The organism is Paenibacillus sp. FSL R10-2788 (assembly GCF_038003885.1).
In the GTDB taxonomy this organism is placed as follows: Bacteria; Bacillota; Bacilli; order Paenibacillales; family Paenibacillaceae; genus Paenibacillus_AQ; species Paenibacillus_AQ odorifer.
Genome location: NZ_JBBOQA010000001.1, coordinates 468,711 through 492,755 on the forward strand (window position 1 = coordinate 468,711; position 24,045 = coordinate 492,755).

The window sequence follows — 24,045 nt, forward strand, 5'->3', positions numbered from 1 at the left end:
TCGCTTGAGACATACAGGCATCTTCCTTTCTATGAGTTACGGCGCGGCTTCCAGCGAACCAGCCATTTTTCCAGCAATGCAATAATAGCAAAGAGTACAAGACTTAAAAGTACAATAATAACAATAGCGACAAACATCCGATCCGTACGATAAGCGGATTTCTGCAGAAGCATATAATAGCCAATACCTTTATCCGCGCCAATCCATTCAGCGACCACGGCGCCCATAACCGCATAAGTAGCAGATATTTTTACACCGGAAAATAGTGCCGGGATAGAAGAGGGCAGCTCCAGCTTGGTAAAGATTTGCCACTTGCTTGCGCCAGCCATTTTCATATAATTCATCATGACCTGATCACTTTGGGCCAGGCCGCCCATCGCAGCGACAGCTACAGGGAAGAAACATACTAGTGTAATCAGCACGATTTTGGGCAAAAGACCAAAGCCGAACCAGATAATGAGCAGGGGGCCGAGCGCGATGGAGGGAACATTTTGACTCAGAATAATGAGTGGATAAAAAGCCCGTCTAGCCCAAGGCAAAAGATGCAAAAGCAAAGCGACGATCAGACCTACCCCCGTACCGATGGGAAAACCAATTAAAGTGAGCCGCAGCGTAGCCATCGTATGAGCCCAAAGACCAGAAGCGTTACTGGTGGATTCACGGGCAATATCAGCAGGACTCGGCAGAATCCAGGATTCAATATGAAATACAGATACAGATAGCTGCCATACGGTTAAAAAGAAGACGACCGCCACAAGGGGCGGCCATATTAGCTTCCAGGTCGATCTCACGGCCGATATTTCTCCGTCAATTTATCCATGCTGATTCCGTTAGGATTATGAGCGATTTTGATCTGCGAAATTACGCTTGGACTGCCTGCTTCGATCAACGCCTCTTGCATCTGACGCACAATCTCCAGCAGCTCGCTAAGCTCACCTTCCATTGTGGTTTCCAGCGGATTCACCTGATGTTTAACACCGGATTTCTGAATGACCTCAATCGCTTTATCTACGTATGGGATGGAATCCTCATTGTTCGGAGTTTTTGGAATTACTTGAATGCTTAGTAGGGTGTTAGCCACAATAATCAATCCTCTCATTTTATAAGGTAAGTTCAAAAAGCCAACTTTGATAACGAAGTAATTCAGGAAGCAAACTCGACATCGAATCTTGAACGAACTTGGGAAGTCCGGTACTCACGTAGCACATCACTACGCTCCGTTCCTCCTTCCTCAAGTAACGTCCAACCTTCTTGGTTCTGAAAGCTGACTTTTTGAACTCTTAAATTATAAGGTAAGTTCAAAAAGCCAACTTTGATAACGAAGTAATTCAGGAAGCAAACTCGACGTCGAATCTTGAACGAACTTGGGAAGTCCGGTACTCACGTAGCACATCACTACGCTCCGTTCCTCCTTCCTCAAGTAACGTCCAACCTTCTTGGTTCTGAAAGCCGTCTTTTTGAACTCTTAAATTATAAGGTAAGTTCAAAAAGCCAACTTTGATAACGAAGTAACTCAGGAAGCAAACTCGACATCGAATCTTGAACGAACTTGGGAAGTCCGGTACTCACGTAGCACATCACTACGCTCCGTTCCTCCTTCCTCAAGTAACGTCCAACCTTCTTGGTTCTGAAAGCCGACTTTTTGAGCTCTTAAATTATAAGGTGAGTTCAAAAAGCCAACTTTGATAATGAAGTAATTCAGGAAGCAAACTCGACGTCGAATCTTGAACGAACTTGGGAAGTCCGGTACTCACGTAGCACATCACTACGCTCCGTTCCGTTCCTCCTTCCTCAAGTGACGTCCAACCTTCTTGGTTCTGAAGTCCGCTCTCTACTCCGCCGGTAAAAAATCATTACTGAATGCACTAGCAGCATCCAGCGGTTTATCCAGCAACTTCAGATCATACATCCAGTCGCCGTAATTTTGCCAGACCTCGGTTTTTTGCTCGCCCCAGCGGGCAGCATCGTCCTTGTATTTTGGGCTAAGCCATTTTTGGCTAGCTAGGACAAGGTCGGCGTCCAGGTCAGGAACGGCCTTCGATAACATACCGGCAGCCTCTTCCGGATGATCAATAGCATATTGATAACCTTTTGATGTGGCTTTCATGAAGGCCTTCACCAGCTCAGGATGATCTGCAATTTGCTTCTCACTCGTCGTCAGCACAGGCGTGTAATAATCGAGCTGTGGCGCATAATCCTTTAAGTACAGCATATCCAATGGCTGGCCACGCAACTCAGCCTCAACTCCAGTCCAAGCGTAGAAAATCCAGGCGAAATCAATGTCACGTTTGACGGCGGTAAAATAATCAGCTTCACCGATACTGATCAGCTTCACCTTTTTCACATCGCCACCTTCAGGATCCATGATGGCCTTCATGGCTGCTTCTTCGGCCGGTGAGCCCCAGCCTCCGTAGGTTTTACCTTCGAAATCCTTTGGTGATTTAATATTGCGATCTACTGGAGCGGCGAATCCCGATGTATTATGCTGAATAATAGCTGCTATCGAGACAAGGGGTACGCCTTGTAGACGGGCTAGCGTTAATCCTTCTTGGGCGCTGATGCCAAATGCGGCTTCGCCAGAAGTAACCATAGTATCAGAACCCGCTGCGCCTGGTTGAACGATTTCGACGTCCAGACCTTCTTCAGCGTAGTAACCAAGATCCTTAGCTACGTATAGACCGGTATGATTCGTGTTCGGTGTCCAGTCGAGTGCGACTTTAACTTTGGTGAGCTCTTTTGGAGCATCCGTGCCAGCCGCTGCAGTTGGATCAGTAGCATTTGCTTTGTTTCCGGCTGTATTCCCATTGTTGCTGCCGCATCCGGCAATGGCAAGAATGAGTACACAGGTGAGGCACAACGTAAGTGCTTTTTTGAGGTGCATGTCTTCTTCTCTCCTTTAAGGTTACAAGAATCCCGTCTTCACAACATGAACCGTAAAGTGTAGTATGTACGTTTTTCTACATCTTTTAGTGATCTTACAAAAAAAGCGCCCCGAGTGATCGGGACGCTGGCTTGGCGCAAGGTTAGTCAAGGTCACAGGGACCAGAACCAATTGGCGATTCCTACGCTGGCATTATCCAGATCAGGTATAAGGGTCAGTATCTTGTGGGATACAATCTCAGCCGGCCAATTCCAGCACCCCTGGTTCTATGAAGTTAACGGGTATTTCTATGTGCAATATAAGTAAGTATAAGTTTTGTACCCATACTTTATATCTTATATTTCTCGCATACGGTGTATTATAGACGGCTGTACTCGGAATGTCTAGTAGTGCACTCCTGAATTTTTCCAATCCAGTAGTTTCTTTTTTGCTAGTCTAGATCTTTATATTTCTTGCGGTGACGCCGTTTAAGCTCACTAACCAGCGCCCCTAGCGTGAGGACAACGCTGATCAGAATCCCGCTCATGATCACGAAGAGGGCAAGAAATTCAAAGGGGGAATAACCAATCATTTTACTCCATTGGATTTTTCCATCCAGATCGTCAATGACCTGATTCATGCCGTAAATCCCGCTTACTACCGTAAATACAGTGAGAATCATCAGCAGATTATCCCGTCGCTTGGATTGAAACTTATCCTGATACTGAAACAGGTCATTTAAGGTTTCTTTCACTTCCTCGAACAAAGCGTCGTTTCCGTATACTTTACGCAGCTGAAGAAATATCTCCCGGCCCTGCGACTGGGAAATCAACTCCAAGAAGTAGAACTTTGCCGAGAACTTATTAATGGAGTAGATTAGATTGTCTATTTCCTCATAATCATGATTAATCCGAAGTCGGGAGTGCATGTTGGCAAGCTTTAGCAGAACGATTTTGTGGAAAATATTGAGTAAAAATCCGTAATAATATTGCCCGTACATCTGGTTGGCTAGACTAACAGCAATTTCCTGTTCAGCGCGGGTCATGCAGCAAAAGGTCTGCTCATTCATCATATAATACGTGTCTGGGCCCCAGCGATTATAGGAATGCTCATGACAATAGTTTGCAATATACGCTGGATCGCTTGCACTGGCATAGGGCTTTCCGTTCAGATCAATTCCATCAAGCTGTGAGGCGCGATAGCGTAGATTTACACTAATCTCATCAGAACTTTCTTCATTCTGAAAGCCGTAAAAAGCTTGTACCTGCATTCTTTCATCTACGAAAAAAGGAAGGGTCTCAAAATAAGCCCCATTGATATCCGATTGATCCAGATATGGCTCCAGTCCATCCACCAAATTTCGGAAGACAAAATCCTCTACCATCTCATAGGTCTGTTCCCCGCAATGAATATAAGTGTAGTCATCCTGTATGAAGGTTTTCTCTAGCGCACGGAAACGATCCGCGAATTCTAGGGCAATACTAAAGGGAATCGAATCCCCCTCCAGCTGGACACGTATCGTCACGAATCCAAGCTGAAAGGGACATATGAATATATCCGTCGAGAGAATTTTGAAAAATATAGATTGCTGCGGAATCTCCAGAATGCAGTCGAGATTATTTACTCTGGAAAAACGGCGAAACGAGTCGGCATCCTTCCTGCGCGGAAAAAGGACGTGTGCGGCAAACGGTAAATAGGTGCGCTCCATTCGTTCATGGGAAACACAGTAACCTTCTCCATAATAGGCAGCTTCCAGTTCTTTGTTATCCAGAAAAAAACGTGTGAATCCGTCGTCCTGTAATTGCTGGATAAGCTGCTTAGAATCGCCCTTTTTTATAGAGAAGGGAAATATAAACTGCATAAGCGCAGTATGTAACAAAGGCTCAGTTGAAGACTCATTTAAAGACTCATTCATTCATTGTCCATCCTTGTGCTCAGAATATGCTTATAGATCACATTACCCTAAAAGGATAACGTTGATACTATTCTAAATACGGGAACTCTTTCCTTCCACCGCTTGCCTGGCTTGGAATCTCCATGCGGCAATGCTTAGCAGGAACAAGAAGGCAGCAAAAGTGGCAAGTAATCCGGCTGTTTGTGCCACTTCTAAATGGTCCATAGACCAGCCCGTAAACAGAGGTAGCAAAGCACCACCAACGCCTCCGGAAGCAATCATAATGCTGGGTGTTGACTCTTCGGTGCCAGGCAGCATTTTGCTGGAGAAAACCAATGCAATGGAGAAAATACCGGACATAAACAGCCCCAGCAGCAGAATTACAATGAAAGCAGTCATTCGATTGTCAGTGAACGGAAAGAGTGTCAGCAGTAACAAGGTTAGTAAACAGCTGCTGAGAATGTACACGCGATAAGATATTTTTTCGGCAATTACACCCGCAAACAATCTTCCTGTAGACATCGCCAGCCAAAAGAAAGTGACTGTCAGTGCTGCCGCAGACTCTGTCATCCCTAGCTTGGCAATAAAGATAGCCGGCATAAAGTTGACTAAACTCATCTCTGTGCCTACATAAAGAAAAAAGAAAACGATGAAGATCCCTAGCAGAATCCATTGCTTACCTTTATACGGAAATTTTTTGTTAGAACGTGAGCTTGAGGAATGCGAATTGTCTGCTCCTTGGACAGAGGCACGTTCATCCAGCATGCGTTGTAGATTACCGAAGTGTCCTCTTGCCCAGAGGATAAGAGAAATCAAAGAGAAGGCAGCGACGATTAGAAAGGCCAATCTCCACGCTCCGGCAGCAATGAGCGGACTGGCGATAAGCGGCATCACGAGTGCGCCTATCCCGAATAGAACTTCGAGCCGGCTCATCGCAATAGCCGTTCCTTCGGTTACAGCACCAATAATGATGGTGCCGATAACCGCTTCGATCATCCCGAAACCAAAACCTGCGGCAACAGCGATAAAATACATCCAGCCCCAAGGCGGTAGAAAGGCATAGGCAACTTCTGCAACTATTAGAAGACTGGTGGCAATGAGGATGCCTCCACGTTTACCGAAGCGGCGATTAAGTAGGGGAGAGACCAACACGCCTGCTAAAAAACCAGCGAATTGACTAAAGATTAATTCACCGCCAGCACTGTAATTTTGATCATAATGTTGCAGTAGAACGGGCAGAATAGATCCCAGCACAACATGTGCCAGACCGATAACGAAGTAGGAGAGACAGCCGATCCAAATCAGTTTTTTCACGAAGTAAGCTCCTTATCTTGATGTAGTTTATGGAGTAAGGTCGGATTCAATGTGAACCTGAAGGGTACATTATAATAAGCACCATTGTTATGATAAATCCAAACGGTGAGCTTGGATATATAAACTTTTGTTTACATGCTTGAAGGGAGAGATTTACGTAATGGATAACAAACAACTGGAACAACTCATTATTAAAGCATTGGATGACAACAAGTTCGGTTCCTTTGGTACGATCGAAGAAGGAAATAAGCCGAAAGTACGTTATATGGCCATTTTCCATGAGGGTTTGAAGATTTATTTGGCTACAAATCGCAAAACTCATAAAGTGGAGGAGTTATCCGATAATCCGAATGCTTTTGTACTGCTTGGCTATGAGGCCGGCGGAAGCAAAGATGTGCTGGAGATTGAAGCGACCGCTACCGTCTCTAAGGATGAAGGCTTGCGCTCCAAGGTATGGAATAAAGAGCTGGAGCCATGGTTTACTGGACCTGATGATCCTAATTATGTGATTTTGGAGCTTACTCCAACACGTATTGAGTATGTAGGTAGCAATAAAGAGCATGGAGTATGGCAGCCATAAGCTATAGCCTTGAATTGATCAAACAGCCCTCCTATCCCCTATGGGGTAGGAGGGCTGTTTGATGTGTTATAATGACTTCAACTTTTTAGGTATTCAGATCGGGGAGGAGCTAAAGCTACATGAGCGTTACTCTGTTATATATTGAAGATGATCGTGAGATTGGCAGCGTAGTGTCTGCTGATTTAAGCGAAAGAGGATATAGTGTCCGCTGGCTACGGAGCGGCGAAGGTGCGATGGAAGAAGCCGGCGCCTGCCAACTGGCTATTCTCGATGTTATGCTTCCTGGTCTGGATGGGTTTACGATCGGGCAACGATTGAAACGTTCCTACCCTAAGCTGCCCATTTTAATGCTCTCTGCCCGAACCTCGATTGATGATAAGCTGCAAGGTTTGGAATTCGCGGATGATTATTTGACCAAGCCTTTTCATCCGGATGAATTGGCCGCTCGAATCGAGGTGCTGCTCCGAAGGAATGGGGCATCTGTTCAGGATTCGCTCACACTTAAACATCTAGTCGTATATGAAGGGGATAACCGCGTGATGAATGCTCAGACTCAGGAAGAAATCATGCTTACAGGCAAGCAATTTCAGATTTTTTCCTATTTACTGCGTCATCTTAACCAAATTATGACGAAGGAGCAGATCTACGAGGCCGTGTGGGGTGAGGCTTATATCGAAGGGGATAAAACTCTGATGGTACATATTCGTTATTTGCGCGAAAAGCTGGAGCTTGATCCGGGTAATCCGGAAATTATCGAAACTGTCCGTGGGATCGGATACCGGGTAAGAGCATGAGAGGATTAGAGCGCATTCGCAAGAAACGTAATTCCTCTTTGTTATCAGGGTATTTGCTAATTATCGTATCTGCACTGCTATTTATCCCTGTGGTCCTTCCGTTGTCTTTTGTTGGCTACAATATTCTTAACGAAGTGACCAAAGGTGCCCCGCCTGTAGATACATCCCTGTATTCGAATATTGCACCGCTGGAGACTATGTGGCATAAAGAGGCACTTCACTTAGGAAATGCTTCTTCGGAAGCCATAAATCAGCGGCTGCATGAATTGAGTCAAAAATACACTGAAGCTACTATGTTTTGGGTAGACGGGCAGGGAAAAACCCAGTTGATTCTCACGCCTGATGAAGGGGATAAGGATAAGATTTACCATGAAGTTCCTGATCAGTGGACTGCGGCTGAGGCTATTTCATTTATGAAAGAAAGTACGAATCGTGATCCTTTAGCCATCGTTGCTTTCGTGGGGGACAAAGTGGAGGCAGACAAGGGATTTATGGTGATGCAAATTCCAAGCAAGCTGCTGAACAAAGGGGCTTATGGGGGATTAGGGGCTTGGGCTTGGTATAACTTTGTGTTATTTACCCTTTTTGGAGGGTTCGCTCTGGTTTCGTGGATGTTCTTTAGAAAAATTCGCAAACGGCTATTGCAACTGCAAACCGCGATGACGATTACAGGCCCGGATAGAATGCCTAAGTCTATAGTGACAGGCAAACTGGACGAGATCGGTCGCCTGGAGGAAGCTTTTAATACGATGGTAACCAAACTGGATGAAAGCCGACGCAGGGAAATAGAAGAGGAAGAGTTGCGTAAGCGTCTAGTCTCGAATCTATCTCACGATTTACGTACACCTCTAACCGTCATTCGCAGCCATATCCATGTTATGACCAAAGAGGATCTGACCTCAAAAGGTAAGCAGTCCTTACAGCTTATGGATGAGCGTATTGCGGATCTTAGCGTCCTGATCGAGAATCTTTTATCTTACAATCTGCTCAATAGTGGACGGGTAACCTTAAAGCTGGAACGTAAAGATGTTTTACGCTTGTTGCGGGAAAGTGCGGCTGCTTGGTACCCCGTATGGGAAAAAGAGGGCTTCGACATTGATATTAACCTGGAAGCCGAACCGCTATTCTGGAGGGTGGATGAGGTCTGGTTCCGCCGTATTCTCGATAATTTGTATCAAAACATTGTACGACATGCCAGCAGCGGGCATTATGTCGGGATCTCAACGGAGCAACGTAATGAACAACGTGCCATAATTATTGCGGATCATGGTCGAGGCATTCAGAGTCCATCCGATTACAAGGGGGCAGGTTTGGGATTGTCTATCGTCGATCTTTTGATGAAGCATATGGAGCTGGAATGGGTTATGGAGAGCACAGGCGAAGGCACTTCTATTGTAATCTTTGATCCGCGTCGTGAAATTTAAACAAAACTTAAACTTGGCACTTCCTTGTTCTTAACCTTGGGACGTTATGCTGTATACCGAGGTGAAGAACATGGAAGAAACAGTGATTAAAACTAAGGATTTATTGAAAAAATATCGTGGCCGGGCTGCGGTAGAAAATTTGAATTTAAATATCCGCAAGGGTGAGATTTATGGTTTTCTGGGTCCCAACGGAGCTGGGAAAACTACAACAATCCGTATGCTGCTTGGCCTAATTACACCGACATCTGGAAAAATTGAAGTGTTCGGTCAGGATCTTCGGAAGAATAAGCTGCAAATTTTACGGAAGGTAGGGTCGCTTGTCGAATCCCCCTCGTATTATGGGCATCTGAGCGCTGTGGACAATCTCGAAGCGATCCGCCGCATTCTGGATGTTCCGAAGTCACGAATCGCTGAGGTGCTAGATATTGTTTCTCTAACCGGGGAAGAGAGACGTCCGGTCAAAGGGTTTTCCCTCGGGATGAAGCAGAGACTTGGTATCGCAGCTGCCTTGTTAGGGAATCCAGAGCTGCTTATTCTGGACGAACCAACGAACGGACTCGACCCGTCAGGGATTCAGGAAATTCGTGGGCTTATCAAACGCTTGCCACAGGAGCAAGGAATTACGGTTGTAGTATCCAGTCACCTGCTTAGTGAAATTGAACAAATGGCAGATACCGTGGGTATTATTCGCCAAGGGCAAATGGTGTACCAAGATACAATAGCTAATCTGCAACAACAGGCTGCTGGCGAGATACGCCTTGCGGTTTCGGAACCAGAGTCTGCGTTACGTCTCGCTGGAGGTCGGGGGTATGAAGGGACACTACATGAGCAAAAACTGATTTTTTCAAGAATGAACGATGCAAGAGTAGCGCTGCTAGTCAAAGCTTTGGTAGAGAATGGGCACGCTGTCTATCGTGTAGAGGAGCGGAGACAATCGCTTGAGGACTTCTTCCTACAGGTTGTGGGAGGCGGGGAATCATGATGTGGCGGGCGTTGTCAGCGGATTGGCTTAAAATCCGCGGCAAAGGAATTTGGTTTCTAGTGTTTCTAGGACCGATTGGTCTAGTAGCCATGCAGGGCCTTAACTTTGGCCTTCGTTATGATTATCTGCGTCAGCAGTATAGCGCGGATTTATGGGGAGGACTACTGGATAATGTGTCCGGGTTTGTGCCCACAGCTCTTTTTCTGGGAGGCACTTTAGTATGCTCGCTGATTGCAAATGTCGAACATCAGATGAGCTCGTGGAAGCAGCTCTTGGCACTACCTATCTCCCGTACTTCAGTGTTTATGGCTAAGCTAACGCTCTGTCTGCTGCTTGTGGCTGTTTCCTGCTTGTTGCTCTCAGTGGGGATAGTTGTTTTGGGGCTTATTTTGGGCTTCGCAGCTGATCTTATTCCTTATGTGGATGTACTCAGAATTGGCTTTATGTCCTACATTGCGGCTCTGCCGGTCATCGCGCTACAGCTTTGGCTTTCCCTGGCTAATCGTAATCAGACACTGCCGGTTGCCCTGGGAATCACATTATCCTTGACGTCATTTTTCTCCATGTTCCTTTCGGAGTGGGTGCCTTTAACATGGCCATATTTGGCGTGGGACTCCTCTAATCGCCTCTTGTTCAGCGGTGCGGGTCTGCTGCTAGGAATGCTGGTATTTTTGCCGGGTGCAGTGCATTTCGCTCGAAAGGATGTGGATTAAGATGAAGTCATTTTGGAGAGTATTATCCTCAGAGCGATTAAAAATGTCTAAATCATATGTTTGGCTTTTAGTCATAGGAAGTCCGGTTTTATCACTGGTTCCCGGATTGTTATCGGATAATCAAGGCGAGAAGATGACTTGGGAGCTGCTGTTAAGTGTGATGTCAATGATGCATGCTTTGCTGTTTCTGCCTGTGCTTTCAGGCATTTTTGCGGCCCTGATCTGTCGTTATGAGCATCATGACGGTGGCTGGAAGCTATTGTTGTCTCTGCCTGTAACCCGGTTGTCGGTGTATCTCTCAAAATATGTGATGATCATCGGATTGCTGGCTGCTGTGCAAATAACGTTCCTCGTTATGGTGCTGGGAATGGGTTTGTTCCGTGGGGCTCCAGATCCAATCCCTTGGGCGCTGCTGCTAAAATCAGTATTTGGCGGCTTTGTAGCCTGCCTACCACTCGCCGCATTGCAGCTGGCGATCTCGCAAAGCTGGAGCAGCTTCGGCGCACCGCTGGCGCTGAATGTGAGTCTGACCATTCCCAATATACTGATCGCTAATTCTTCAACCTACGGCCCCTATTATCCTTGGGTACAGCCGATGTTAGCCATGAGTCCTTATGGTGATGACGGATTTGGTGCCTTTAATCTGCCTTTAGAGACACTGATGATGATAGTGGGAGGGAGCTTGATTGTCTTTTTTGCCGCAGGACTAATCTCCTTTTATCGTAAAGCAGTCTGATTCACAATCAGAGGCTATAAACTCCTCCTCAATGGACATCCCGTGCTGTTTTTCTTATAATTAAAGAATATAATTAGCTAAGATGGAGGAGGGCGAGAGCATGGAGCCAACGGCATTAGAAGATTGCGACAATACATGCAAGGGTTCAGAGCTTGAACCGGAATCCATTGCATTGATCCTGCCAGACCGTGGGATTACTGATAAAATGGCAGAAATGTTCAAAGCGTTGGGTGATCCAACACGAGTGCGGCTCATTTACGCTTTGTCTCAGCAAGAATTATGTGTACATGATTTGTCCGTGATCCTTGATATGGGCCAATCTGCGATATCCCATCAGCTCCGTTATTTACGGAATCTACGGATCGTGAAGCGCCGTAAAGAGGGGAAAACGGTATTCTATTCGCTGAACGATGCGCATGTGGAGCAGATCTTTTTACAGACCCACGAGCATGTCCGACACGAATAGCTAGTTGCAAAAAGGGGGACTCCCAGCAGCCATTGGATGGCTTTTGGGAGTCCCTCTTTTTATTATGCCGACGAGTCCTGATCATCCGCTACGGCTTACGGACCCAGTTGACCTTATTTGCAAAATTAACGCTTTTTGAGCAGAGTTGCGGACCTCAGTGCAGTTATTCCTTAGAAAGAGGTCTTGTTTTGCTCTTTTTCATGCCAATAGCGCCTATGGGGTCCGATATTATGCTAAACCGGGGATAATACTGTTTTTAGGGTCAACTGGGTCCGTTAGCTGTGTGGTTTGCGACAAATATTGCTCTAATGAAACCAAGTTGAATCCACTGAAGCTTTGTATTTTGAAGCAAGGGTTAGCTTATTAACTGGCTTGATTTAGGTTCTTCGTTAGGTTTGGTTTTCTAAAGGACAACACTAGCCAGACACATTGCACTGCGAGCACTAGCAGGATAAATAGATCGATTCCCATGTATTCACTCGTATTATCATTGCCCACAAACTGAATTAAATTATGTATAAAATGAAAGGATATCAGCGGAAGAATATTATTATTTTTTAGCATCAGCAAGGCTAGCGCAAAACCGATCAGAAGCGCATATACGAGTTGTAGAAGAGTTTGTGTGATATCTGTGCCGGATAATGCATTAAGTAAGTGGGTAATAGAGAAGAGAATGCTTGAAGTGATCACTGCTGTTTTAGCCCCTTTAGGAAGCAAGGTCTTAAAAATCAAACCGCGATAGATGCTTTCCTCCACAAAAGCGACCAGCAGGGTGAAGAAAATAAAGAACAGTACCTCGGATGCGCTGATCTCACGAAAACCCTTAAAGGATATGGTAATCAGGACCACTACTAGTGGGGCATAATAGATCCAGTTGCCCGAGGATATGGTGTTTAGAGGTCGGAAGCCGAGCGTGCTCCATTTGCGCTTAACTGTAAAGTAGATGATGAGTACAAGCGCGATTGGGATGAAGGAGATAAGTACAGGGGCGTTGTACGCAAGTTCCTTAATGGTTGCGTAAGCCCCGGCGGCAGTTACGGCTACAAGTAATAACACCTCGATAATAACTACGCTCCAAATGGGGTGTTTCTGTGAAAAAGAAGACGTTTTGGCTAGCTTTGACATGTTCTAAATTCATCCCTTCTGTGTAAATCATTTGCCCATCGAGCTTCATTGATAATGGGGTCATTCGTATGTAAGAAACTTACTTTCGGTCATACATGATTTTACATATTTTCACGTAAAGGTCAATTGATTTGATTTTTAAGATAATGTAGAAAAATGGTGTATATCGCGTATTGACCTTGAAATATAAAGGGAATATAATAGGGCTAAGATAACATATGAACAAGTGCTCATATATGGTTTTTATTTGAGGAGATGTGCCGTATGGATACAATGCAAGGAAAATTAAAACGTCAGTGGGAATTAGAAGGTTTGGATTGCGCCAATTGCGCGATGAAAATTGAAGATAAGGTGAAGAAGATTGAAGGTGTATCGTCTTGTTCCGTTAATTTTGTAACAAAAACAATGACGTTGGAAACCGCCGCAGGGTATGAGGAATCAGCGATTGTAGAAGCGAAGAAAACGGTGAAGGCACTCGAGCCCCACGTAAATGTGAAAGAGAAGGTTGGGGGAAATCACAAGGCGCGCAATAGCGGTGCTCATGAACATACACATGATCACCAGCATGGACACGAGCATGTTCACGATCATCAAGCTGCTGGACATCATCATGGTCATGAGGATGCTGAAGGTCATGGTCATACACATGAGCATGGGGAAGGCGACACACGCAAAATATTGCTGCGGTTAGGCGCTGGTGGAATTCTTGCTCTAGCTGGGATATTCCTGCCCGTGGATGGAGTAGTTGAACTGCTGATCTTTTTGGCAGCCTATCTTATCGTGGGTGGTGAAGTTGTCTGGCAGGCGGTTAAGAACATCATCCGTGGTCAGGTGTTTGATGAGAATTTCCTGATGGCTCTGGCAACTATCGGTGCATTTGCGATTGGTGAGTATCCAGAGGGCGTGGCAGTAATGCTGTTTTACCAGATTGGAGAACTGTTCCAAGGTCTGGCTGTGAATCGTTCACGCCGATCTATTACGGCACTTATGGATATTCGCCCCGAGTTTGCCTATCTCAAGCTTGGAAATGATCTGAAGAAGGTCTCACCTGAGGAAGTAGCCATCGGAGATTTGATTGTTGTTAAACCCGGTGAGAAGGTACCCCTTGACGGAACAATACTTGAAGGTAACGCCATGATGGACACATCTGCACTTACTGGAGAGTCGGTGCCACGATCAGCTGGTCCAGGAAGTGCGGTATTAAGTGGTTTTATTAACCGGAACGGCGTAATTACTGTGCAAGTTACGCAGACCTTTGGAGAGTCGGCCGTATCCAAAATACTGGAGCTAGTGCAGAATGCATCAAGCAACAAAGCTAAAACCGAGAACTTTATTACTAAATTTGCACGTGCCTACACACCTGTAGTAGTGATCACAGCAGTCCTGCTGGCCGTCGTTCCTCCACTGCTGATCAGTGGTGCGACATTTTCGGATTGGATTTACCGTGCACTTGTATTCCTCGTAATCTCTTGTCCTTGTGCGCTTGTGGTCTCGATTCCACTGGGATTCTTCGGAGGGATTGGTGCTGCTTCACGCAGCGGTATTCTGATTAAGGGAAGCAACTACCTGGAAGCCCTAAATGATGTGAAGGTAGTTGTCTTTGATAAAACCGGAACGTTGACCAAGGGACAGTTTAAGGTGACGGGGATTTATCCGTCGGGTGGCAAATCTAAGGATGAATTACTGCGGACAGCCGCTTATGCGGAGAGCCATTCCAATCACCCGATCGCTGAGTCGATTCGGACGGCTTATGGTGCACAGATTTCTAAGGAAGCTATCACGAATTATAATGAAATCTCTGGTCATGGTATCGAAGTAACTATCGAAGGCAAGACCGTATTTGCAGGCAACGCACGTCTGATGGAGCGGGAGGGGATTGCTTATGAGGTCCCAGAGCAGAGCGGTACAGTTGTTCACATTGCGGTAGATCATCAATATGAAGGTTATCTGGTGATCGCCGATGAAGTGAAGGAGGACTCACTGCAGGCCATTCAGCGCCTCAAAAAGCTTGGTATACGCAAGACGGTGATGCTGACAGGTGATGCTTCCGCCGTAGCTGAAGATGTAGGGAAGCAGTTAGGGGTAGATGAGGTACACGCAGAGCTTTTACCACAGCATAAGGTAGAGGCCATCGAGAAGCTGGATCGTGAAAAGCCTCCACGCGAGAAGATTATTTTTGTTGGAGACGGAATTAATGATACTCCTGTACTGGCTAGAGCCGATGTCGGGATCGCTATGGGGGGACTCGGTTCCGACGCTGCCATTGAAGCAGCGGATATTGTAATTATGACCGATGAACCTTCGAAGATTGCTGTAGCTATCGGAATTGCCAAGCGTACACGGACCATCGTATGGCAAAATATTATTTTTGCTTTAGGTGTAAAAGCTATATTCCTTCTGCTCGGTGCATTCGGGATTGCCACGATGTGGGAGGCTGTATTCTCAGATGTAGGGGTAACCGTACTAGCCGTACTGAACAGTATTCGAGCTTTAAAAGTGCAAGACGAGGGTTAAGTATCTTTGGTGTTTAAATAAATGATTTCAACAAAAGTAAGCTTTAGGATTCCGGTTTTAGGGGTCTTAGGGCTTACTTTTTTTATTCGCCAGCAAAGAATTTGTCTTTTTTTGCCGATATAGAAGATATATCCACATCAGGAGACATTATAACAAATGGAGTGAGGAGGCTATTTCATCGTGAATGAAAATGAAATGAAAGGAAACAAGATGAAAAAAATGAGAAAAAATGTAACGAAGAGAAAAGCGACGTCAATTCAACTTAAGTGGTCATCTGTTATATTAGCTATTGCAATCGTGCCGCTCATGGTAGCGACCATATTTTTACTTGATTATTTCGGCAATGTCACACGCACAGACAGTGAGCAAATGGCGCAGGACACCATTAATACGAACACATTCCGGATGGATGAGTGGCTATCCAACAAAACCTCGTCCGTAAAGGATCTGGTGTCCCAGCATCCTGAGTTCGATTTTACGAATCCAGCGAGTATCTTCCCTGTGATAGAAGTGCTGGAGGAAAGTGACAGTGAGACAGAAGGTTACAGTGTCATCAGTAAAGACGGCCAGTTAACTAATATGATGAACATGACCGCAAGTGTAGCAGATGCGAGCTATTTCTTGAAAGCGAAAGAAACGCATGCGCCTGTGTTGGGGGAAATGTCCTATCTGGAGCAGCTTGATAAATATATCATTCCGATCGTAGTTCCTGTCATGGATAAGGATAAGCAATTTATGGGAGGTATTGTCTTCTCGATTACTCCTGAAGTTCTTGCCCAAATGAGTAATGAAATTACTATGGCGGATACCGGATTTGGATACGTAATCTCAAATGATGGCATGTATTATACTTATCCAGACGTCAGTCGTATGGGCAAAAAAATTACCGATTACGCTAAAGAGCCGGCTCTTCAGAAGGTCGTTGACAAGATTTTGAGCAACAAAGAGGGGGCCGAAACTTATAAGGGCGAAGATGGTAAGAAAGTCATTACATACTTTAAGACCATTCCAGATACTGACCTGAAGCTTCTTGTAACAGTACCGGAGAAAGAGGTTTTTGCCAAAGTGACCTCTGCACAAAGAACAGCAATGTTCATCTTATTGGCAGTTATACTCGTCATAATTTTTGTTTCTCTCTACCTTACTCGCCTTATCGTTAGACCCATTAAAGCTATTTCCTCCACTATGAAAAAGGTGGCAGAGGGTCATCTGAATGAGAGGGTTAAAGTGCAATCCGGAGATGAAATCGGCGAGATGAGTCAAAATATCAATGATATGATTGAGACACTCTCCGGTATTGTCAACAAGATTGATACAACGGTAGTGGAGGTTTCTTATTCCTCAGAAGGAATGCTGAAATCGGCTCAACGGTCGTCTTATACTTCAGCAGAGGTAGCAACAGTTATCCAAGAAGTGGCTCAAGGAATGGAAGAGCAATTCAGAGGCTCGGAGCAATCGGCAAGAGCAACGGAAGAGATGGCCGTAGGTTTGCAACGTATTGCTGAGTCCTCTGCAGCGGTATCAGATCAGGCTGAGACGGTCAACTCAGAAGTAGAGAGTGGCTATTTGGAAATCCAATCTACACTGCAACAGATGGCTGTTATCAGTTCCACAGCTAATCAGACAGCCGAGATGATTGGTAAATTAAGTGAGCAATCGGAACAGATCGGACAAATTGTGGATGTAATTTCTGAGATATCCAATCAGACAAGCTTATTATCTTTAAATGCTTCTATTGAGGCTGCCAGAGCTGGGGAACATGGCCGTGGCTTCGGTGTAGTTGCGAATGAGGTGAAGAAGTTAGCGGAGCGGACGAACAGTTCCATCATTAGTATAGTGGAGCTGATCGGCGGCATTCAGTCTTCGACAACAAGTGCAGCGGATTCCATGAAGAAGAGTATTGAGGAAATTGGCGATGGAATGGGAAAAATGCAAAACGTCGGTGTTTCCTTTGATCATATCCGTTCTTCGATCCGTGAAGTATCGTCGCAAATACAGGATGTGTCAGCAATTAATGAAGAGATGTCAGCTGGCACAGAAGAAATAACGGCTTCTATATCCGATATGCTCGGAATAGCTAAAGAATCTGCTGAGAATGCTCAGGCGGTCTCATTAGCTTCAGCGGAGCAGACGGAGATTATGAAGGATGTCGTGTCCTCGGCGGAATCACTTAATGAAGTGATGTCTGTGCTGAAAGAAGAAATCGAGAAGTTTAAAAAGTAGGAGATAAACTGAGATTCATCTCCTTATAATACAAAAAATCGCTCTTTGGGAGCTGGTGGGCTTATTTCACCAATTCCCAAAGTAGCGATTTTTTTTGTTCTTTATGAGATTAAATGCTTTCTTCCAGCTGTAGACTCTCGATGCCTGCACGTACAATATTGCAGGAGCTGTTCAATTTCTGGGTTTCCTCTGTATTTAAATTAAGCTCCAGCAGCTCTTGAATCCCAGTGTTGCCTATAATGGCGGGCACACCCGTGCATACACCACTATGTCCGTATTCTCCATCCAGAATGGCGGATACGGCGATAATTTTGTGCTCATCATTCAGGATCGAACGGGTAATGTAGGCAAGTGCGCTGCCAATCCCGAAATGTGTGGAGCCTTTACGGGTGAAAATTTCCCAGCCGGCATCTTTTGTCTTGCGGGAGATATCCTCCAGATCCAGATGCGGGAACCGCTCGCGATGCTGATCCAAAATTTGTAGAATAGGCTTGCCGCCAATTGTCACATGGGACCAAGCTACAAATTGAGATTCGCCATGTTCACCTAACGCGTAGCCATTAACACTACGCGGGTCAATGGAGAACACATCGGAGAGCAGTGTTTTTAGGCGCGACGAGTCAATGGAGGTTCCGGTACCGATAATTCTGTGGCGAGGCAGACCTGATATTTTCCAGACCATATAAGTGACAATATCGACCGGATTAGCGGCGACTACGAATATTCCATCAAATCCCCCAGCCATGATGTTGGTAATGATTTCTCTAGTAATAACAGCAGAGGCTTCCAATACGTCAAGTCGGGTCTGCCCGGCTGTTGGATTAGCACCAGCGGTTAAGATAACTACATCCATCTTTGCACAATCGCTATAGGTTCCGGCATATACCTTTGTGCGTGTGCTTGTGAAATCCATACAGTGCGAGAGATCAAGTGCTTGTGCCATAGCCCGATCATAGGTGCGGTCGATCATCATTATCTCGTCACAAATGGCCTGATTAACCATGGAGTAAGCACAGCTTGAACCCACCATTCCTGCCCCGACGATGGCTACTTTTCTCGATTTACTTTTCAATTGCCTTGTCCTCACTCTCTAAAAGTTATACGCAGTATAGGTTTCCAAATGATATTTATTTCAGCATTAAGGTCTTTTGGAAGCTTATCGTTAGGTATGCTTATAGTTTAACGTATCCCTTCGCAGGTTACCTGACATCGGACTTACAAAGAGTATATTTTTTCTTTTTAATGCTGAATAGGTGACATAATGAGTTAGATATTTTAGGTGATCTATCCCTATACTGTATGTAAAGTACTAAAAGAGGATGTAATAAGAGGATGGCTAATTGATGTCAAAAAAGGGTGGAAAGTAGAAAAAAGCAGAGGATATAACATAAGCTTGAGTTACAAGAGGTAAGAAGTCATCTCAAGGATATCGGGTAAGCACCCTGAGATGGCTTCTTAGGATCATTGTTGACAATCATGGCTGGGGCAGCAGACTCCCCGAGGAAGTCATAGCCTTATAACGCTTGAACATAAAAAATCTCCAATGAACAATCATGCCGAAGGCTAAAATAAAGAACAAACCACCGGACTGTGGGATAGACACATAACGGTTAATAAATTCATGGAGTAAAGTGCGGACTAGAAGAAGTCCGAGCAGGATAAACGCAAAGCTCTTGGAGCGTTGAGCATAAATTTGTCCATCACGTTGTTCAAAATGGGTGCTGCGTATAAGAGGATACGCGAAGATGAACCAGCCAATCAGAAAGGCGACTGCCGCCCACCATAATGGGAACCTGACCGCAGGTGCTACAAACATGGCAAAACCCGTCGACATACCGAGAGGTGGAATCCATATTTTTCGAATGGTAACCGGACGTGCGCTTGCTTTTAGACGAATGAAAATAACCATCAGCGCCATGAACAAAGCCCCTAATGTAGAGCCAATATGTAGAAGCGAGGGGTTTATGTTACCCATGATACACGACCTCTCTATGATTTCAGTCACTTGTATCTTCATTATAACAGAAAAACGATGGCAAAACATTGAAGTGTATTGGCTCCATACCCGCTACAATTCCAGCTTAGGAATTATTTCTTAAAGGAGCGATACATACAAAAATCCCCGCCAGAGCATACTCTGACGAGGATTTATTGATGCGAATATTATTATCTCAGCCCAGACTTACGAACGGCTGCGTCCACTTGTCGAGCGGAGAATAAGGCTCACGATAAAGATCAGCACAACCGCACCGATCAAAGAAGGGAAGAAGTAGAAATCACTTACTTTAGGTCCCCAGCTTCCCAGAAGCACGCCACCGAGCCATGAACCGATAATACCAGCGATGATATTACCGATAACACCACCAGGAATATCTCTGCCCATAATCAGACCAGCCAACCAACCAATAACCCCACCAACGATTAACATCCATAGAAAACTCATGTTACTTCAACTCCTTCGTTTTGTTGTTTGCGATGTCTACTATTAACCTTTGTGACCATCTTTAAACCACATGGAAAAACTTACTTCTTCCGGAATAGTTAGGGAGTAGGCTCTAAATGCAGTTTCGATAATGTATTACAACTATAAACATGCTATAGTGAAAAAATATTATAAAATTATGAGTAAACCCCTATTAGTAAAGGGTAAGTAAGAAGTAATACAATACATAAAGATAAAGGAGCCACTATTATGGAACGGGCTAATGAGGCATTGTTTTATGTAGGAACGTATAACTCTGAGAATGAGAAGGCGATTCAGTTATGTGCGCTTAGTCTTTTATCGGGGGAAATGAGAATTCTTGAGGGTACCGAGGGAATTGAGAACCCATCGTTTTTAGCTGTGAATAGTGCAGGCAGCGTGTTGTATGCAGTTAGTGAGAAGGATCAAGGTGAGGTTTACGCATATGCAATTGATCCCGCAACTAAAGCGTTGCAATCACTTGGAAGTCGTTCTACGGAAGGCGGCGCTCCTTGTTATGTCTCCATTAGTCCTAAGGAAGATTACATATTCGTCTCCAATTACTCGGGAGGCAATGTTAATGCTTTTCCTGTAAATGAAGATGGTTCGCTTCAAGAAATGTCCGACCAAGTAAAACATGTGGGTTCAGGCATTCGTGAAGACCGTCAGGAGGCTCCGCATCCGCACTCTGTCATTCCGGACGCAAGTGGTAGACATGTGCTGGTGTGCGATTTGGGACTGGATCAAATTGTGATCTATCGCCCTGAAGAGGGCAAACTGGTAAAACATCGTGAGCTTAATCTGCCACCTGGTTCAGGTCCACGTCATCTGGCGGTGCATCCCTCTGGACAATGGATTTACCTGGCGAATGAACTGAATTGTACAGTAACGGCATTTGCTAATGATGAACAGGATGCAAATCTAAATAGTTTACAGCATCTTAGCACGCTTCCTGATAATTATACTGCTGGTAGTGACGATACAGCTTCCGATATTCATGTCTCCCCTTGTGGCAGATTCCTGTATGTCTCCAATCGCGGACAAGACAGTATCGCCCTGTTCCATATCGATAAATTAACGGGTCTGCTTGAAGCAGTGGATTGGCAGGTTACCGGCGGGCGTACTCCGCGTAACTTTGCAATTATTGGGGATAAGCTGCTTGCTGCTAATCAGAATAGTGATAATATTACCTCGTTCTCCATCGATAGTGAGAGTGGCAGATTAATCCCTACAGGAAATGAATTGGAAATGAAGTCACCTGTTTGTGTGCAAGCGTTGTAGGCTGAGACTAGGTTATTGTATGTCGTAAAAATAAGGGCTATTCCCGTAATCCATTCATTTTTTCGTGAGTGGAGGTTGGGAATAGCCCTATTTTGCAAATGAAGACCTAAGGATAATAGCAAGTGATTGTTAAAATGTATTTCTGATACCTAAATCGTAAAAACCGATGTCATCAAGCATGATCCGGTCGCCTTCTTCTTCAAGATAGAAGGTGATTTCCGTCAGGTTGTCAGGATCCAGCTCTGGTTCTTCCTCCTGAAATTGTTCGAACGGCATCTCGTAGGTTTGAAATACAGCTTCGGAAAGGTCGCCGTATTTGCCATCATTTATCCGCTCTTCAAGCCATGGGAATAACGTGAACTGAGTTTGTGGAAGTGGCAGTATATCCATTACTTCATCCAGCTTCAAGCGTGCTGAGGTATCGTTATGGTCAGTTAACTCCACCTCAACCTTTGGAGGTTGTGGAACATCCATTTCTTCATTCATGTCGTCATTCAGATTTGCCATGGAGAACGTAAGGCCATCTGCCCCTAAAAGAGCAGTTTCAGTACGGACACTGTCGTTAAGCTTAATGTTGTAATAAGCTTCTTCGTTTTTGCTGGCTGTGCGTTCAAGGACAACACCATAGGTGGCTTTGCTTTTCGACTCCCGGTCTTTAGCTAACTCTTCTGACCAAGAAATACCCGATGCTGCTGCTGTTCCCAGTTCTACAGTGTTTTTGTTACGGTCATCGTCAAATGTGGCTACAGGACGATATCCCCCGCTTTGGAATCTATTGTAGTAGGCGGTATCTGGTAACCACTTCAGCCCGCTGCGATAATCCCGGAACAAGCTTTGGTATTCCTCTTTTTTATGCAAGGTGGTCTCTAAGAAAGCTGATACATAGACCTTGGCGATTTGCCGTTGTTTGTCTGCATCCATGATTTGTGTCCGATTTAAAAAGAGTCCAGCTGGCAAGGTCTGATCATACCCGCCCCAATCGCTGTTGAATTGACTGTGATTGGCATCCGCAATATACAGCGAGCTTTTGAAAGCAGATGATCCTTGGGAATAGGAAGTGCGTATATACTGCCGATCACCATAGAAATCATGTACATCTCCATCGCGGGCTCCCTGCAAGGTCAAATAATTGATGTCTTTGAGACGGGCTTGCTGGTCATCTATTGTTTTGTCCGTCGGTGCAAGCGCGATTACAGAGGTTATATTAAAGCGATTAACTGCCGCCATCACCGGATCATCCTTAAACCAACGAGTGGCATCCGCGGCCATAGCTACGGCTTGTCCTCCGCGGCTATGGCCGAGCAGGGCGGTTTTTGTGAAATCTATTTTCTGATAAAAAGGACTGCCCGGATCATCTGAAAAATCTGCTAGCTGCTCTAAATGTTTCAGTAGGATCCAAGTACGTACTTTAAATTCATTGTCCGGAATGCCGGACCAAGCAGAATAATTCAGGAAATTCTCATCGAGCGAGATCGCGATAAATCCCCGGCTTGCCAATAGTTCGCCGAGATAAGCGTACCCGCCATCAGAGTAATCTTCCATCATATGATTGCCGTGCACCATCAGCACTACTGGATATGGACCTTCACCTTCTGGCATCCATACGCGACCATTCAGGGGAAGTGCCTTATAATCGAAACCCCAGAATAAAGTGCGCAGCTTTGACCAATCCTTAATATAAGCAGAAGCATCGGCCGTAGAGGATATCAAGCTTGTATCCTTGCCGTATTCGGCACGATGAAGATCGGTACCACTGGCATAGGTGAAGGTCTGATAAGCTAGATTGCCTGGTATTCCCGGATCGGAGGCTGTCAGTGGAACGACTTCCGTATCGTTGATATCGACCGGCTCTGAAATAGGCAGTTCTTGTACTCCGCTTGCCAGCGCAAGTGGGGAAAAAGTCACCGCCACTGTTAGCAGAAGCCCTAGTGTTATTCTTTTGCTGCGGAGCAGGCCGATGGCTAATCCGCCTAATGCCCCTAGCAGTGCAAGCACGACCGCGATGACAACCGCGGCTTCAATCTCAAAATCTGCGTAATATAAGATTAGTAGAATAGCTCCAAAATCACTCAATACACAGCCTGCAAATAATCTTGGGATACGCAGTCCGGTCAACGCTAGCAGAACAGCTAAGATATTGCCGGAAATCGCCAGCAGGACAGTGCCTGCACCTGCAGCAAGAGCGATATCCGTAGGTTTACCTAATCCAGTAGGAATGCCTAACACGGCACTACTAAAGGCTAAAAAGCATACTATCCAAAGACCGGCTATAGCTGTTCTCCAAACTGCTGTATCGTAACGGTAGGTTCCCCTAATTCTTCGTCCAATTTCTTGAGCCATACGTCTGTGGAGCCGTGGTTTCAACGGCGCAGGGACGTACTCTAACTCCATACCCATGACTCTCTCCCCTGACATAAAGCGGTATTTTCTCTTAACCCATAAGCTGTAGCAATAATATTACTTTATAGCATCAATAACAAGTGGATCTTACAGGAACCGACCCCATAGCTTGTACGGTGTGGTGTGTGGGAGTTTTCTTTGACATAGGCTGGAAAAAAAGGTTTGACACAGTTAAAGGGTTTCAGTATTATATCCATATAAACCAACTAAGTAGATAGGAATAATTGAAGAAAGTTCTTACCGTACGAACGGAGGAACGCCTGCATTAGGCTCGCAGA

At 45.2% G+C, this 24,045-nt stretch carries 20 protein-coding genes and 1 riboswitch; of the genes, 10 read left to right on the plus strand and 10 right to left on the minus strand.

All coding sequences use genetic code 11. The annotated features are described in order from the left end of the window. Positions 1–29: 29 nt before the first annotated feature. From NSQ50_RS02100 to NSQ50_RS02120, 5 genes are all read right to left on the minus strand, one after another. Entirely contained in the window at positions 30–791 is a 762-nt protein-coding gene (locus tag NSQ50_RS02100) for an ABC transporter permease (protein ID WP_036682669.1), read from the minus strand. Beyond that, positions 788–1,081 (minus strand): thiamine-binding protein, encoded by a 294-nt coding sequence (locus NSQ50_RS02105; RefSeq protein WP_076225294.1) that lies wholly within the window; start codon positions 1,079–1,081, stop codon positions 788–790. The genes NSQ50_RS02100 and NSQ50_RS02105 overlap by 4 nt, the downstream gene beginning before the upstream one ends. A gap of 750 nt (positions 1,082–1,831) precedes the next feature. Continuing rightward, the gene (locus NSQ50_RS02110; RefSeq protein WP_076101299.1) at positions 1,832–2,881 is read right to left on the minus strand and encodes an ABC transporter substrate-binding protein; all 1,050 of its coding nucleotides are present in this window, start codon (positions 2,879–2,881) and stop codon (positions 1,832–1,834) included. Between the two features lie 161 nt (positions 2,882–3,042). Then, positions 3,043–3,153: riboswitch (TPP riboswitch) on the minus strand. Positions 3,154–3,311: 158 nt separating this feature from the next. Then, positions 3,312–4,775, minus strand: a complete 1,464-nt coding sequence (locus tag NSQ50_RS02115; RefSeq protein WP_076101301.1) for a hypothetical protein — start codon at positions 4,773–4,775, stop codon at positions 3,312–3,314. Between the two features lie 72 nt (positions 4,776–4,847). Beyond that, entirely contained in the window at positions 4,848–6,068 is a 1,221-nt protein-coding gene (locus NSQ50_RS02120; protein ID WP_076215041.1) for an MFS transporter, read from the minus strand. A 160-nt stretch (positions 6,069–6,228) separates the two neighbouring features. Between NSQ50_RS02120 and NSQ50_RS02125 the strand changes: the two genes are divergently transcribed. The 7 genes from NSQ50_RS02125 (at position 6,229) to NSQ50_RS02155 (ending at position 11,763) form a co-directional block, all read left to right on the plus strand. Further along, positions 6,229–6,648, plus strand: coding sequence for a pyridoxamine 5'-phosphate oxidase family protein (locus tag NSQ50_RS02125; RefSeq protein WP_036682665.1), 420 nt, complete (start codon positions 6,229–6,231; stop codon positions 6,646–6,648). 119 nt (positions 6,649–6,767) lie between these two features. Next, the gene (locus NSQ50_RS02130; protein ID WP_038568445.1) at positions 6,768–7,442 is read left to right on the plus strand and encodes a response regulator transcription factor; all 675 of its coding nucleotides are present in this window, start codon (positions 6,768–6,770) and stop codon (positions 7,440–7,442) included. Then, a complete protein-coding gene (locus tag NSQ50_RS02135; protein WP_076223438.1) occupies positions 7,439–8,866 on the plus strand; it encodes a HAMP domain-containing sensor histidine kinase in 1,428 nt (475 codons plus the stop codon). The genes NSQ50_RS02130 and NSQ50_RS02135 overlap by 4 nt, the downstream gene beginning before the upstream one ends. 70 nt (positions 8,867–8,936) lie before the next feature. Then, on the plus strand, positions 8,937–9,848 hold the full coding sequence (locus tag NSQ50_RS02140; protein ID WP_036682661.1) for an ABC transporter ATP-binding protein: 912 nt from the start codon (positions 8,937–8,939) through the stop codon (positions 9,846–9,848). Next, entirely contained in the window at positions 9,845–10,561 is a 717-nt protein-coding gene (locus NSQ50_RS02145) for an ABC transporter permease (protein WP_076223436.1), read from the plus strand. The genes NSQ50_RS02140 and NSQ50_RS02145 overlap by 4 nt, the downstream gene beginning before the upstream one ends. A 1-nt stretch (position 10,562) precedes the next feature. Further along, positions 10,563–11,297: an ABC transporter permease gene (locus NSQ50_RS02150; protein ID WP_036682657.1), complete on the plus strand. Its 735-nt coding sequence runs from the start codon at positions 10,563–10,565 to the stop codon at positions 11,295–11,297. A 100-nt stretch (positions 11,298–11,397) separates the two neighbouring features. Beyond that, entirely contained in the window at positions 11,398–11,763 is a 366-nt protein-coding gene (locus tag NSQ50_RS02155) for an ArsR/SmtB family transcription factor (protein WP_036682656.1), read from the plus strand. Between the two features lie 363 nt (positions 11,764–12,126). Here the strand turns inward: NSQ50_RS02155 and NSQ50_RS02160 are convergent, their stop codons facing one another. Continuing rightward, the gene (locus tag NSQ50_RS02160) at positions 12,127–12,888 is read right to left on the minus strand and encodes a CPBP family intramembrane glutamic endopeptidase (RefSeq protein ID WP_076147366.1); all 762 of its coding nucleotides are present in this window, start codon (positions 12,886–12,888) and stop codon (positions 12,127–12,129) included. Positions 12,889–13,152: 264 nt separating this feature from the next. Here NSQ50_RS02160 and NSQ50_RS02165 point away from each other — a divergent pair, with 264 nt between their 5' ends. Beyond that, positions 13,153–15,402 carry a heavy metal translocating P-type ATPase gene (locus NSQ50_RS02165; RefSeq protein WP_076147368.1) on the plus strand — a complete coding sequence of 750 codons (2,250 nt, stop codon included), beginning with the start codon at positions 13,153–13,155 and terminating at the stop codon, positions 15,400–15,402. A gap of 180 nt (positions 15,403–15,582) precedes the next feature. Further along, positions 15,583–17,625, plus strand: a complete 2,043-nt coding sequence (locus NSQ50_RS02170; protein WP_256717042.1) for a methyl-accepting chemotaxis protein — start codon at positions 15,583–15,585, stop codon at positions 17,623–17,625. Between the two features lie 109 nt (positions 17,626–17,734). Here NSQ50_RS02170 and NSQ50_RS02175 read toward each other — a convergent pair whose 3' ends face one another. From NSQ50_RS02175 to NSQ50_RS02185, 3 genes are all read right to left on the minus strand, one after another. Beyond that, on the minus strand, positions 17,735–18,697 hold the full coding sequence (locus tag NSQ50_RS02175) for an L-lactate dehydrogenase (protein WP_076147370.1): 963 nt from the start codon (positions 18,695–18,697) through the stop codon (positions 17,735–17,737). Positions 18,698–19,099: 402 nt separating this feature from the next. Then, the gene (locus tag NSQ50_RS02180) at positions 19,100–19,600 is read right to left on the minus strand and encodes a CcdC family protein (protein ID WP_036682651.1); all 501 of its coding nucleotides are present in this window, start codon (positions 19,598–19,600) and stop codon (positions 19,100–19,102) included. A 207-nt stretch (positions 19,601–19,807) separates the two neighbouring features. Next, entirely contained in the window at positions 19,808–20,068 is a 261-nt protein-coding gene (locus tag NSQ50_RS02185; protein WP_036682650.1) for a GlsB/YeaQ/YmgE family stress response membrane protein, read from the minus strand. 249 nt (positions 20,069–20,317) lie between these two features. Between NSQ50_RS02185 and NSQ50_RS02190 the strand changes: the two genes are divergently transcribed. After that, positions 20,318–21,367 (plus strand): lactonase family protein, encoded by a 1,050-nt coding sequence (locus NSQ50_RS02190; RefSeq protein WP_076215053.1) that lies wholly within the window; start codon positions 20,318–20,320, stop codon positions 21,365–21,367. 129 nt (positions 21,368–21,496) lie between these two features. Here the strand turns inward: NSQ50_RS02190 and NSQ50_RS02195 are convergent, their stop codons facing one another. Continuing rightward, the gene (locus tag NSQ50_RS02195; protein WP_076223434.1) at positions 21,497–23,764 is read right to left on the minus strand and encodes an alpha/beta hydrolase family protein; all 2,268 of its coding nucleotides are present in this window, start codon (positions 23,762–23,764) and stop codon (positions 21,497–21,499) included. Positions 23,765–24,045: the final 281 nt, after the last annotated feature.